General features: G+C 54.1%; 17 protein-coding genes. 15 read left to right on the forward strand and 2 right to left on the reverse strand.

The features are described 5' to 3' along the window. Positions 1-177: 177 nt before the first annotated feature. On the reverse strand, positions 178-360 hold the full coding sequence (locus tag EKM88_RS09810) for a TetR/AcrR family transcriptional regulator (protein ID WP_125705693.1): 183 nt from the start codon (positions 358-360) through the stop codon (positions 178-180). A gap of 404 nt (positions 361-764) precedes the next feature. Here EKM88_RS09810 and EKM88_RS09815 point away from each other — a divergent pair, with 404 nt between their 5' ends. From EKM88_RS09815 to EKM88_RS09850, 8 genes are all read left to right on the forward strand, one after another. Continuing rightward, positions 765-1,706 carry a HEPN/Toprim-associated domain-containing protein gene (locus tag EKM88_RS09815; RefSeq protein WP_125705695.1) on the forward strand — a complete coding sequence of 314 codons (942 nt, stop codon included), beginning with the start codon at positions 765-767 and terminating at the stop codon, positions 1,704-1,706. Positions 1,707-1,827: 121 nt separating this feature from the next. Next, positions 1,828-2,292, forward strand: coding sequence for an HIT family protein (locus EKM88_RS09820; protein WP_125705697.1), 465 nt, complete (start codon positions 1,828-1,830; stop codon positions 2,290-2,292). Between the two features lie 208 nt (positions 2,293-2,500). Next, positions 2,501-3,010 (forward strand): D-glycero-alpha-D-manno-heptose-1,7-bisphosphate 7-phosphatase, encoded by a 510-nt coding sequence (locus EKM88_RS09825; RefSeq protein ID WP_125705817.1) that lies wholly within the window; start codon positions 2,501-2,503, stop codon positions 3,008-3,010. A gap of 189 nt (positions 3,011-3,199) precedes the next feature. Next, positions 3,200-4,021 carry a DUF2785 domain-containing protein gene (locus tag EKM88_RS09830; protein ID WP_125705699.1) on the forward strand — a complete coding sequence of 274 codons (822 nt, stop codon included), beginning with the start codon at positions 3,200-3,202 and terminating at the stop codon, positions 4,019-4,021. 48 nt (positions 4,022-4,069) lie between these two features. Continuing rightward, positions 4,070-4,549 carry a GNAT family N-acetyltransferase gene (locus EKM88_RS09835; RefSeq protein ID WP_125705702.1) on the forward strand — a complete coding sequence of 160 codons (480 nt, stop codon included), beginning with the start codon at positions 4,070-4,072 and terminating at the stop codon, positions 4,547-4,549. A 115-nt stretch (positions 4,550-4,664) separates the two neighbouring features. After that, positions 4,665-5,000, forward strand: coding sequence for an ArsR/SmtB family transcription factor (locus EKM88_RS09840; protein ID WP_125705819.1), 336 nt, complete (start codon positions 4,665-4,667; stop codon positions 4,998-5,000). Further along, on the forward strand, positions 4,997-5,674 hold the full coding sequence (locus EKM88_RS09845) for a type 1 glutamine amidotransferase domain-containing protein (RefSeq protein ID WP_125705704.1): 678 nt from the start codon (positions 4,997-4,999) through the stop codon (positions 5,672-5,674). The genes EKM88_RS09840 and EKM88_RS09845 overlap by 4 nt, the downstream gene beginning before the upstream one ends. A gap of 166 nt (positions 5,675-5,840) precedes the next feature. Beyond that, a complete protein-coding gene (locus EKM88_RS09850; protein ID WP_191988717.1) occupies positions 5,841-6,869 on the forward strand; it encodes an NADP-dependent oxidoreductase in 1,029 nt (342 codons plus the stop codon). 70 nt (positions 6,870-6,939) lie between these two features. On the opposite strand, the gene EKM88_RS09855 is transcribed toward EKM88_RS09850, so the two are convergent. Beyond that, positions 6,940-7,974 (reverse strand): SDR family NAD(P)-dependent oxidoreductase, encoded by a 1,035-nt coding sequence (locus EKM88_RS09855; RefSeq protein WP_125705709.1) that lies wholly within the window; start codon positions 7,972-7,974, stop codon positions 6,940-6,942. A gap of 115 nt (positions 7,975-8,089) precedes the next feature. Here EKM88_RS09855 and EKM88_RS09860 point away from each other — a divergent pair, with 115 nt between their 5' ends. The 7 genes from EKM88_RS09860 (at position 8,090) to EKM88_RS09890 (ending at position 12,577) form a co-directional block, all read left to right on the forward strand. Continuing rightward, on the forward strand, positions 8,090-8,293 hold the full coding sequence (locus EKM88_RS09860) for a hypothetical protein (RefSeq protein ID WP_125705711.1): 204 nt from the start codon (positions 8,090-8,092) through the stop codon (positions 8,291-8,293). A gap of 286 nt (positions 8,294-8,579) precedes the next feature. After that, complete coding sequence (locus EKM88_RS09865; RefSeq protein ID WP_125705713.1) at positions 8,580-9,380, forward strand: GNAT family N-acetyltransferase; 801 nt, start codon at positions 8,580-8,582, stop codon at positions 9,378-9,380. 18 nt (positions 9,381-9,398) lie between these two features. After that, on the forward strand, positions 9,399-9,872 hold the full coding sequence (locus tag EKM88_RS09870) for a GNAT family N-acetyltransferase (RefSeq protein ID WP_125705715.1): 474 nt from the start codon (positions 9,399-9,401) through the stop codon (positions 9,870-9,872). Between the two features lie 65 nt (positions 9,873-9,937). After that, positions 9,938-10,399 carry a GNAT family N-acetyltransferase gene (locus EKM88_RS09875; RefSeq protein ID WP_125705717.1) on the forward strand — a complete coding sequence of 154 codons (462 nt, stop codon included), beginning with the start codon at positions 9,938-9,940 and terminating at the stop codon, positions 10,397-10,399. A 55-nt stretch (positions 10,400-10,454) separates the two neighbouring features. Then, positions 10,455-10,946, forward strand: coding sequence for a hypothetical protein (locus EKM88_RS09880; RefSeq protein WP_125705719.1), 492 nt, complete (start codon positions 10,455-10,457; stop codon positions 10,944-10,946). 87 nt (positions 10,947-11,033) lie between these two features. Then, a complete protein-coding gene (locus EKM88_RS09885; protein WP_125705721.1) occupies positions 11,034-11,702 on the forward strand; it encodes a hypothetical protein in 669 nt (222 codons plus the stop codon). Between the two features lie 269 nt (positions 11,703-11,971). Next, a complete protein-coding gene (locus EKM88_RS09890; protein WP_164512072.1) occupies positions 11,972-12,577 on the forward strand; it encodes a helix-turn-helix domain-containing protein in 606 nt (201 codons plus the stop codon). Positions 12,578-12,609: the final 32 nt, after the last annotated feature.

Here is a 12,609-nt window from a genome sequence, read left to right on the forward strand (position 1 = left end):
CGCCGAGTGGTGTCAATTTTAGCACCGAATGGGGTAAAAAAGATCGCCGAGTTGGGCAATTCGCTTCGCCGCCTTCAGTTTTGCCACTTGTGTAGGATCAGACCTGAGTGAGTCATGGAAAAATACGTTCGAAGGCAAGGTCTTTGAGTGCTCCAGTATTCCGTTAAGCAAGTTTACTTATAGTGTCTGCAAGAGATCAGCTTTGTCCTGGTAATGCGCATAAAATGTTGTACGATTAATCTGTGCTTTATTGATGAGCTGCATGACTGTAATTTTGTCGTAGCCATCAGTGCCCATAAGCTGAATGAAGGCTTGTTGCAGTAGCTGTTCTGTGCGCTGAAATCTTGGATCGTTTGTCATAGCCGATTCACCTCGCAAGCTAATGTTGTTATCCTCAACATGTGCTTGATTAAAACAAATGGCAAGCAAGTGTTTGGTGAATGTGTCCCACAGCAATGAAGGTGAATGCACACCTCATCGAACAAATTCGGTCGCAATCGATTCCCAAATATATGATTGTAACAATGAATTAGACACGTTCGGTTCACCAAGTTGCAGGGGCGTTTTTGGCGTATCTTACGGTGTGTTATTAGGCGAAGGAAAAAGAGAGATGACTAGCTAGTCAACTAACGGGGCAGTTATCTTTCAGGTTGTAATTAGTGAGTGCACGACGAAATGTGACGTCTTTTCAATCCCGTACGGATGCGGGTGCTGGCGGCAGGATGCTTCAGCATACATTATCTGATTATTAAGAGGTAAGCAAATTGGGTACGGAAGTGAATTTAAGCGTTAACAAACTGACTATTGATTGGGGAAAGAACAACTCTTTTACGGGTCATTTTTGGCTATTCGATAATTCAAACTTTTGCCTAAGACATGATGATTGGAATTATTCGGATGGTGAGTTAGCCTTATCTATAAAACTGTCAGATGTAAAATTTCGAATGAATGTTTTGGGCTACTCCTTAATGGAATGTGAGAACCGCTTTAAGGAGTTAATTGAACGACAACCGAATGGAACGTATATCGTACTAAATTTTCAGATTTTACAGCGTATCATTTTTGAAATCAATTTACCGGTTGTTACGGATCGTTATATTTTTGAAAAGAATTACGAAAGTTTCTATGATTGGTTAGCAGATCGAATACGCGGTGATCACGAATACTCTGAATTGGAGTTAGCTAAACAAAAGCAGATTGGTGATGAATACTGGGATGACTTAGATTATTTTTTATTAGAACAGGTAGGACCATATATACTCTTACGATTGTTTTGCGAGAACGATAATAATTCTAAGATGAATTTAAACTGGTACTGTCATGAGGTTATCGAAAATGGATGGGTCAGTTTGGCTGATATTGAGTACATTGACGAGAACATGTTAAAAGTCTCTCATGATGCAATTTATGGTAGATTGCAGGAAATTGCCATTCAAGAAAGCCGAAACAACAGTACTATTGCCAGCATGGATAAATGGTTGAAATTACATGGTGCGAAAAATTATGTTACGAATTACATTAAAGTCTCTAATGGTGGCAGAACATCTCGAATTAGATATACTACACCAACATTCGTTAGAAATGTTATTCATCACCCAGAAAACAAAAATAATTCATTTTCAAAATCAAACTTGATAAACTCAATAAATACGATTATCTTGATATTAAAAAGCGTCTTACCGGATGATCACAAAGAGGCGCGTTAATGGGTCTTTCCAGTTAGATAATATCGAACTTATTTGTGCGAAAGGGCATATGTTAACCGCCGTCTCGATTGTTACGCAAGTCCGTATCATAAGTGAGGGTTGATTTGAAAGGATGACTGAAATGGCTGACAACTGCTTGATTTGCCAACGAATCAAGATGATTCAAAGCGGAACGAATCCGTATTTTGTTCGAGCGCTCTCTACTGGATATGTTGTGATTGGAGACGGCCAATATTTCAAGGGCTACACGCTGTTTTTGGCGAAGCAACATGTGACTGAATTACATCGAATGGCACCAGAAGTGAAGTTGCAGTTTTTGAAAGAAATGAGTTGGGTGTCGGAAGCTTGTGCGCTTGCGTTCAACGCTGATAAGATGAATCTCGAATTGCTGGGGAATGGGGATGCCCATGTCCACTGGCATTTGTTCCCGCGGCATCTGGATGACACGCCGAATCCAGGGCCGGTATGGTGGGTGGCGCCTGAAGTGATGTTCGCAGATGATTATGATCCAGATGCCCAGCAATTGGCGGCGTTACGCCAGCGCTTAGGTGACGCGCTTGACGATGTGGTCACTAAATATTGTTGAGGGCCACGGTTGCGCATGAGACGGTTAAGTCGAAAGGATGCCGTGTGTGACCACGACGGCTACGCAGATCGTTAAAGCCGGTTGGCATTCATGAATGGGACCGGACCGTCACTGCCGCCAAGAGGTTTACTGACGGCCTTTGTGATGGCCAAAAACAAGGGTGCATTGCATGCAGTTGCTGAAGCTTGCTAATAGTGAGGGTATTTGGATGACAATAACGACCGTGTTTTTGGACCGTGATGGAACTATTGGTGGGGATGGACACTATACTGCGGTTGAGGGGTTTGTGCCATATGCTGGAAGTGTCGAGGCGATCAATCAACTGAAATCAGTGGGCATCAAGGTTTTGGCGCTGACGAATCAGACGAAGATCGCAGCAGGCAAAATGTGTGCGACAGAACTGCGTGAGTCACTCTTAGACCTCGGCTGTGACGCGGTATTTATTTGTCCACATGCGGAGAGCGACAACTGCTTCTGTCGTAAACCACGTACGGGATTAATTGTGCAGGCACAGAGTCAATTTAGGTTTCGGTCAGATCAGGCGGTGATCATTGGCGATAGCTACCGAGCAGACATGCAATGCGCAACGAACGCAGGGATACGTGGGATTCATGTTGCAACGGGACGCGGCAACGCTGGACGTGACACAGTTGAAGGCAAGTTTATCGAACAAGTGGATCTTGCGGCTGCCGCTCGCTGGATATTAGCGCATGCGTAATCGTAGGAAGGGGGCGTTCACTTCGGCATACCAACGCTTTGACTATATCGAGACATGTCAATGAGGTTGGGATGGTTTTAATGGGTTTCGCGTGCTTTAATGAGCTTGTCGTCGCATCAATGAGCAAATCTGAACTAATCGAGTCGCGAACCGGTTTTGTTACGTTCTGATCTAACAAAAGGAGAACAGATGTCCCAACAAGCTAAGCTCGAACAGATGCTGGAACTGCCAGATCCGCTTATCTTTCAAAGTACTGACATCACATGGCTACTCGACCATGTCGGTGGTCTGGATGGGGACGTTCGGGATCACCTCACCTACTCGCTGTTGTCGCGGGGCTTCATGGCCGGCGGCTTTACGACCTGTCAAAAAGTGGCCGTGGCAACTCAGGTAGAAGCAGACAAGGGATTATGGACCGACATCGGATCTGATGGCGGAGATCAAGTGTTTCTGCGGAGCTTTTCAGCGTTGCTCGGCGCATTAATCTTGGGCGCAGATGCGCAGTCACCTTTTTTGACGGCATCGCAGCAAACGGTCTGGTTTCGGGCAGCCGTTGATTATTTGCCGCGGGAGCGTGATCGGCGCGGTTTTGTCCCTGGCCGGGGCTGGGCACATGCAATGGCGCATGGCAGTGACTTTCTGAGCGCGGCAATTCGGCATCCAGCGTTTCCAGTGACGCGCCGATCGGCTGCGATGCACGCTATTCGCGCGGTTCTTGATGCGACGCAGGCTCCGTTTCAAGATGATGAGGAAGAACGATTGGCCGTGGTGTTGCAGGGATTCACGGTCGACGCGAGCGGTTGTGAGCAGGTCGCACAACTGCTGACGGATTGTGGGGCGGCGTATTGGCAGGAATACGATCGAGAGCCGTCGAACAACCAGAATTACTACCGCATCAGCACTTTCAAGCGTGTGTGCGAGGCGCTGTATTTCTTGGCGCCAAATGTTCGGCAGGCAGCGCAGGCACAACTTGACCGATACTTCAGCGAAATGGGTTTGACGCAGCCGTAGCCCTTCGGCGGTCGCATTGATCGGCCATGGCCTGATAAGGAGCACAACATGGACATTCAGGTGAGACGTTTTGAAAACCGCGATGCCGAATCCGTTACGCGGCTGGTTGCGCGCACGTTGCGCGAATCCAATCGGCAAGATTACGCTGAGGCCTACATTGAGGCGGATGTTCGCCGGCTATCGGCGACTTTTTTCGTTGAGAAAGCCGCGCAGACACACTTCTATGTCTTTGCGCATCAGGCGCAGATTATTGGGACTGGTGCAATCGGGTCGTACTGGGGTAGTGAGACCGAGTTCAGCCTCTTTGATATCTTTGTGCGGCCAGACTATCAGGGCCAAGGAGTCGGGCGCTTGATCCTCGAAACGCTCGAAAGCGATCCCTATTTCAAGCGCGCTGAGCGGGTTGAGATCCCCGCGTCGATCACGGGACTGGCCTTCTACCGGCACATGGGCTACGACTTCAAAAACGGATTGGCCGAGCTGGACGATGAACAGCTTTATCGGCTGGAGAAGCGCAGGGGAAGCTGACGCTGCAGGGGCACTGGCGCCCAGCAGCAGGGCCGGCAGTCGCTGTGACTCGTCAAAGTTGACATTTGCCAATCTCGATGGTTTAATTGTTCAAAACAACGAACGGAGCATGCACATGGCAAATTTTGTTGCATTGAAGCAGGAGTTTGCGGCTTGTAGTGATTTTCTCGTGGCGTTAGGGGATTCGAAACGTCAGGCCATCATTATTCGGCTATTGGAAGCGGAGAAGGTTTGTGATGGGTTGCAGGTGCCGGATCTGACCGAAGCAACAGGCCTTTCTCGACCAGCTGTGTCACACCATTTGAAAGTGTTACGCGATGTGAAAATTGTTGATTACCGGAGCGAGGGAACGAAGAACTACTATTTTCTAGCGCACGACACCGAGGCGGTCGCGCAGCTACAACGCCTGTTAGCGGACGTTGCAACGGTGATGGAGGAACACAACCGATGAAGAAAGTGTTGATCGTCGAAACCAATGTCACCCGGTATCAAGGAACGCAGGACCCGACCGGCTTGTGGCTGGGAGAGGCGGCGGAGTTTGTCGATGAGATGAATCAGGCGGGGATCGCGGTTGATTACGTCAGTCCTAAAGGGGGCTTTGTCCCGCTAGATCCGCGCAGCATGAAGTATACGGATGCAGCCATCATGGCTGTTTATGAGACGCCGGACTTTGTTCAACGTGCGTTGGTTGCGACCTTGCGACCGGATCAAGTGAAGCCTGAGGATTATCGCGCGATCTACTATACGGGTGGCCACGGGGTGATGTGGGACTTTCCAGATAATCCTGAGCTGCAGCAATTGGCGCTAGCGATTTATGCTCAGGGGGGCTACGTTGCGTCCGTCTGTCACGGCATTGCGGGATTGTTGAACATCAAGGACGACCAGGGCAACTATTTGATCGCGGGCAAAACTGTCACCGGCTTCACGCGCAGTGAGGAAATGATTGCGGGTAAGCAGTCGGTGGTGCCATTCCTCAACCGAAAAGTGGCGGAAGCTCATGGGGCAAAATTCACCCAAAAGCGCTTCTACAAGACGTACGCGGTAAAGGATGGCCGGCTTTTGACGGGGCAGAATCCGTTCTCGGTCCGGGCCGTCGCAAAATTGTTGCGCAATGAACTGAAGTAAGCATCGGCAGCGTCTGAAAAGGCGCTGTTTTTGTTTGCGCGGGTGGCAGGCAATGCGAACTTGCGTTGGTTGACAACTTTAAACCAATACGCTAAAGTTGTTCGAGTTAACGGTTCTAAAAATTAAACCAATGAACAAATCGGAGGAGAACAGAATGCCCGAAACGATGAAAGCTGCCGTCATTGAGGCGTATCAGCAGCCGATGCCAACCTTGAAGCAAGTCGCGATCCCCACGCCTCGGCCCAACGATGTGCTAGTGCAGATCGTAGCCGCCAGCATCAACCCGATCGACCTGAAAACAAAAGATGGCGGGCTCAGGATGCTTTTGAAGTATGACATGCCCCTCATTATGGGCAGTGATTTTTCTGGGGTGGTCACGGCTATTGGTGAGTCGGTTTCAACCTATCATGTTGGTGATGTGGTATACGGCCGGGTACAAAAAAATCGAATCGGGACGTTCGCAGAGTTTATCGCCGTGGATCAAGGTGACATTGCGCTGAAGCCGGCAAACATGACGTTCGAGGAAGCCGCGTCAATTCCCTTGGTGGGGTTGACCAGCTATCAAGCGCTTCACGACATCATGGCGATTCGCCCCGGTCAGAAAGTGCTGATTCAAGGGGGCTCAGGGGGGATCGGCAGCATCGCGATTCAGATCGCCAAACACATGGGGGCCTATGTGGCGACCACGACATCAGCGGATCACTTTGCGCTCGTCCGGGCACTGGGCGCAGATGAGCTGATCGACTATCGCACCACCGATTTTTCCAAAGTGTTGGCTGATTACGACTTTGTGCTGGATACGCGTGGTGGCCAGACCTTGGCAGATGCGTTCAAGATCATTCGGCCAGGTGGGCAGATCGTCAGCATCGCGGGCCTGCCCAATGCACGGTTTGGCCGTGAATATGGGGTGCCTTTGTGGAAGCGGTGGGCATTTGGCGTTGCGACGCGCCAGCTGACCAAGTTGGAGAAGCAAACGGGTGCAACATACACGTTCTTATTTATGAAGCCTAGCGGTGCCGAGCTTGAAACACTTCGCCAGCTTATTGAGCACGGGGTGATTCATGCAGTCATTGACCGCGTGGTGCCCTTTGATCAAATCGAATCAGCGTTAACCTATTCCAAGTCCGGTCAAGCCGCGGGGAAAATCATTTTGAAAATGACGACGCAATTCGATCAGGTGGGGGCGCGAGAATGATCACTGAAATCCAGTGACCGAAATTCAGCGAATGGTGCTTATGGCAACCTTCGAAATGAGCCAGGCCCCTTCATCGAATGTCAAACTTGACGCCAGCCAAGTCCTCCCCGAGGGCCCAGAGCTGCTCGGCAAGCTTCGGGTCGATCGACCAGGGTCGCACGCCGAACTTTGAGTGGCTGGCGGCGGGGACCGCAGTGCCGATATTGGCGTCTTCGATGAAGACACCGCCTTTGCGAGCTAACTGGCGGCTGGTGGCGGCCCACAGGATGGGAGCGGCACCTTGACTGACGGTTTTGAAATAATCGTATTCCGATTGGCCGTGGCGACGCGCCCTCAATTTGTTGCGAAGGCTGATCACGCGGCTGAACTGGAGCTGATTCAGCACGAAGCTCGCAGCGGTTTGAACGTGGCGATTATGGGGCATAAAGCGGCCTAGGCTGGTGCCAGGGACTAGTCCTGGGTGCACGGCGAATGCGCGGACGCCGTCTTTTTGGCCGCGCTTGTCGAGCGCGACAGCAAATAAGCTGTCGGCGGCCTTGGACTGGGCGTAGGCGACATGTGAATCGTAGTCGCGGTGCTCAAAGTTGGGATCCGTGAAGTCCACGCCGTTCCAGCTTTGCGCGCGTGATGTCACCACGATGACACGCGCGGCGGGTGCCTTTTTCAACGCGGGGTAAAGGGCTTGGGTGAGCTGGAAGTGGCCGAGGTAATTGGTCGACAGCTGCGATTCGTTGCCGCGGCGATCGCGTCGCAGTGGGGCAAACATGATGCCAGCGCATTCGATCAAAATGTCCAAGTGCTCGTGATGCCGCAGCCATTCGTTGGCAAAGCTGGTGATCGAGGCGGGGGCCATTAAATCCAGGACGCCGATTTCGGTATTCGGCAGATTGCCGACTGCTTCTTGGGCTTTCTTGAGCGTCCGGGCGGGAACGGTGACGTGGGCGCCTGCTTTGACAAGGGCCTTGGTGACTTGCAACCCGATACCACTGTACCCTCCGGTCACAATGACGGTTCGGTCGTGCAAGTCGATGCCCTTCATCACTTGCTTGGCCGTTGCGGTCATGTCAAACGGGCTAGCGATCGGTTGTTGCGGTGTTGTCCCCATGGCGTCATGCTCCTTTTAACGTGACAGTTGTCACTGGTATGTGCGTATGATAGGCGCTCGTATGATCAATGGCAAGCGAATTAAGCTTAACCGTTACAATGAGGCGGGGTCTGTAATGGCTGACCTGTATCGTCAAGCACAACGAGAACTGAGCAGAGAAAGCCTGCGTGCCGCGCTGCAGGTCGGTGCGTTCCGCTTTTTCCGCGCCACGCTTGACCGCTTCGACCTCACGCAGCGGTGGGACGCCTTAAAGGCCGCTACCTACGTCCAACTCGCGCGGCAATGGTGCCGAGACAACGGCATTCAATTCACCGAATAGCGCGAGATCGTTAGAAGGACACCAAGGCACCGCGCCAGTGCCAGGACGCTAATTTAACCCGCTAGCAGGCTGCGTCCCTCGTTTGTGAGGGGAGTCACGGCCTTTTTGAGTGGCCGGTATCGTGGCGCCAGCGGGGAAAACGGGGCGTCTCGCTGAAAGCGTTGCAATGTCCGCCGCGGTTTCGCATACTGGAGGGGAACGGGAATTGGGCGCGGCGGTGAGGCAGTTGCGTTAACGGCGCGACTTCGCCGGTTGGCCGAGCGGATTTGGTTGTGAGGAGTAACGGATGACACGTGAAGAGATCGCGCACTTAATCTTTCAGCAAAATAGGACCGACGCGTATTACTCGGCGTTCGTTGAGGACACCGAGACTGGGATCGCGGGCGCCTTGGCTGACCCCGGTGTTCGAGTCGCGGCAGGCGAGGGGAACTTGGCCGTTCTGGATGAATACACCAGTGAGGGCCAAGCGTACGCCGAAATTTGGGGGCCATACCCGCTTCTCAGCGGCACTCAAGTCCCCCTTGACCAAGCGCTGGATCAGGTCTTGACCACCGTTGCGGCCGGCACCGTCTGCGCGTTTTTTATTGATGGCCGCAACCTGCTTCGGCCGTTGCTTGAAGCGAGGGGATTCACGTTTCGCCAGCAAACGATTTGGCAGATGGCTGCGTTGCCGCAACCGCGCGTGCCGATCGCGCGGTATCTTGCCCCGCCCCCCGATTGGATCGCAACGCAGATTGCCGAGTTACAGCGCCGAAATCATTTTAGCAGTTGGCACATTGCCGCGACCACGGGCCCGACGCGCCCACTGTTTGTGATTCAGGCAGACGGTCACGTCATGGGGTATGCCCAAGGCGAGCTGGGCGATGAACGCGACGGCCATCTGCTGTTCGTGGTGGTGGCCGAAGCGTATCGGCGGCGCGGACTGGCTAAGGCGCTGATGGCCGCGCTATACACCGATTTGACCAGTGCAGGGGCAACGACGGTGACACTGGTTCAAGCGGCCAGCGCCGCGTCTGCCGCGGCCGCGTATCAGGCGTGCGGCTTCACGCAACTGAGGACGGTTGTCAGCGCCAACCGAGTGAACTGACCCATTAAGGAGATGCGCATGGCGACTTATCATTTCGAGCCACTGACCCAAGCCAACGCCGTGACGATTGCAGATCGGTGGCATTATCCGGTCCCGTATGATTTTTATGATATGACGGCGGATGTTGAGGACTACGAGGAACTGATCGACCCGCAGCAGCGTGGCACGGCCTACCATCAGGCCACCGATGAAAAGGGGCAGCTTGTCGGCTTCTGGGTGTTGATGGCAACGGATGAGCCGGGAACAGTTGAGCTTGGTCTGGGACTGGCGCCAGCGCTGACCGGTGGTGGCCGTGGTGAGGATTTTCTGCAACAGATCCTGACCCATTTGCGCTGTCAGCTGGCTGAGGCCCGCGTGGTACTGGATGTCGCGGCGTTTAATGTGCGGGCCCAAAAAGTGTACGCGCGCGCCGGTTTTCGCGTGACGGGGCGGCATCAGCAGGCGACGAATGGTGGGGTTTACCCGTTCATCACCATGGCGCGGCAATTATGACGACGTTGGCCATCGTGAGTGAGGGCCGGCGTGCGGCGGCTAGGCGAAGCGAAGGAGTGGGATGGATGACAGAACAAGCGCAACCGGTGACCCTTGAGTGGCTCACGCCGCCAACCGCGGCGCAGTTGGATCAGCTCATGACCATCTGGCTGACCGCCAACGAGCAGGCGCATGATTTTGTGCCGGCGGGCTACTGGCGGGCCAATGTGGCCGCGGTGCGCGCGGCCTTGCCCGAGGCACAGCTACTGGTGGCGCGCCAGCGCGGTCGGCTCATCGGCTTTGCCGGGGTGCAAGACCACTACCTGGCGGGCCTGTTCGTCACCGCGGCGGCGCGCGGCAACGGGGTCGGGCACCAGCTGATGACCGCGCTCAAGGACCGGTATTCGGGCCTAACGCTGTCGGTGTACGACCAGAATACCGGCGCGGTGCGCTTTTATGCGCGTGAAGGCTTTGCGGTACTACAGCGTGAAGAAGACACGGCGGTGCACCAGCCGGCGCTCGTGATGGGCTGGCGGCGGGCTGATTAACGTGGGTTGGCCGGGCAAGGATGCCCGTTCGATTAGCGTTTAAGGGAGAATCGTGATGTTAATTCTATTGATCGCTATGCTGGCCATTTTCTGGTTCGCCCATTTGTGGCTAAACAAGCAAATCATTAGCGCGGTGCAAGCGCGTCAGCACGAGATGTTGCCCAAGCAAATCGCGCAGGCGCAACGCATGTTTAAGCGGCAATGGTATCGGGCTCATCCGGTTTGGCGCTGGATTCGACGCCTCGCGATCGGGATCAACGGGGTGGCGCTGGTCGCGCTGATCGGCCAAATGCTGAGCCGGGCGAGCTGGGTCGTCCTACCTGTCGCCCAGCGACCACTGGCTATTTTGACTGTGGCGGGCTTCATTATTGCGGGGCTTGGGTTGGCGGTCGTCATGTGGCACTACGATCAGATGTTGCTGGCCACGGCTCAAACCGATCTTTATACGCCGCCTCGGCTGCTGGTGCGGGCCAATTGGTGGCTATTGGTGGTCTGCCAATGCGTCTTAGTCGGCACTGCGGGGGTGACGATGCAGACGCCGAGCTAGACGCCGATTAAGGCACCAGCTAAAAACGTTGCGCGCACCATCGATCCGACGATCACCGCGGCGAAGCAGGCGGTGGCCGGTCAGCAGGTGATTGCGACAACCGCGCAAGCCACCTTCTGGCAACTGCATATTGACCGGGCGAACGCCTTGTCTTATCGCGCCGTCGAAGCGCTTTTGGGGCAGCCAAGCCGGATCCTGGCGCGGGTCAAGTCAGGCGAATTGGTTAGTGGGGTGGTCACTTGGCAGCATTTCGCTGACACGGATCAGCGACTGACGTTAGTGTTTCAAAACGGCCGCGTTGTGGCAAAGCTGTGTGATCAGATCACGGTTTCGCGCGACCCCAAGCCCAGCGTTTTTGAGGTTGATTTTGCGTTGACCAGTACGGACAACAAAGAGTTGGCCACGCGGTTTGGCGGCTACAACTGGGTGGCGGGCACGCGCGACATCATCTGGGCGCAGTTCTTCAGTGACAAATACATCCCGGTTGATAATCTCAATTATACGTTTGGCTATACCGGGCTCACGGGGAAGAAGTATGATGCGGGCAGCTTTACGTTCAATATGGCCGTTCAGTCAGCGGAGGACATCTACAGCGATCAACCTATTGCGAAACATAAAGGCGCGGTTGCGCTGATGAACGACTGGTATCGGCAAGCGGCAGAAGCGCTGACGCAGCAACTCCGTCAGGGTAACGTCAACCGGACGCAGGTGAAGCAAGGACGACAAGCACTGACGGCGCTGAAATCTGAAGACTAGCCGGTGCGATCAATGTCATCACGATATTTGAGTTGAGCGCAAAGCGACCCAAAAGCGTGGCAAGGCGTGCGCATTTTGGACCGCTTTTTTCGTCGCCGGTGCGGCAGCCGGTTCACCCATTAATGGCGGTTATTGCCCGGGTAATAGCCGCCTCAGCGCGGACTGAGCCGCCGTCGGTCTGGGGGCAACAAAATGTAGCCCGTTGTTTACTGGGAAATCAGTCGCTTATCGGGACGGCCCGTGAGAAAATGAGCGCGGAGGTGAGTGGGATGACGATCGGGCAGCGGTTAATGCAGGCACGAAAAGCACAGGGACTCACGCAGCAACAGGTGGCAACCGCCTGCAACGTTGCGCGGCAAACCGTTTCAAGCTGGGAGGCGGGGCGCACCTATCCGGACATTGAAAGTATTATCCGGCTGGCGGACTTGCTCCAGTTATCGTTAGATGAGTTGTTGCGGCCTGAGGGGGAATTGCTGCAGGTGTTGAAGCAGCGTGAAAGCCACGTTGCGGATGCCCGGCGGGGGCTCCTCGCGAACGTCGCGATGTTGCTGCTAGTAACGGCGATATACGCGGGAGAACTGTTAGCCTTGCCGGGGTTTCAACTCGGCTGGTGGACAAAGCTCCTGATGCTTGGGATCATTTTGGGCCAGGCGACCACCGCCGAATTATTACGCAAGCAGTACGTTGAGGCCAAATTGGCCACGATGGCCGCGGTTCGCCAGCAAATGGCGTGGCTGGGGTTCGGGGTGTGTTTCGTGGTTTGCGGTTTAGTGGGGCTACGATTTGGCTGGGATTGGCACTTATGGACAGCCACCCCGATTTTGTTGGGCATATCCGGGGCGAGCCTGGCGCACGAGCTACGCCGCCGCGAGTAAGTGTCCGCGATACCACGATGATGACGCCAGTC

It is taken from the genome of Lacticaseibacillus daqingensis (assembly GCF_003946115.1).
Taxonomy (GTDB): Bacteria; Bacillota; Bacilli; order Lactobacillales; family Lactobacillaceae; genus Lacticaseibacillus; species Lacticaseibacillus daqingensis.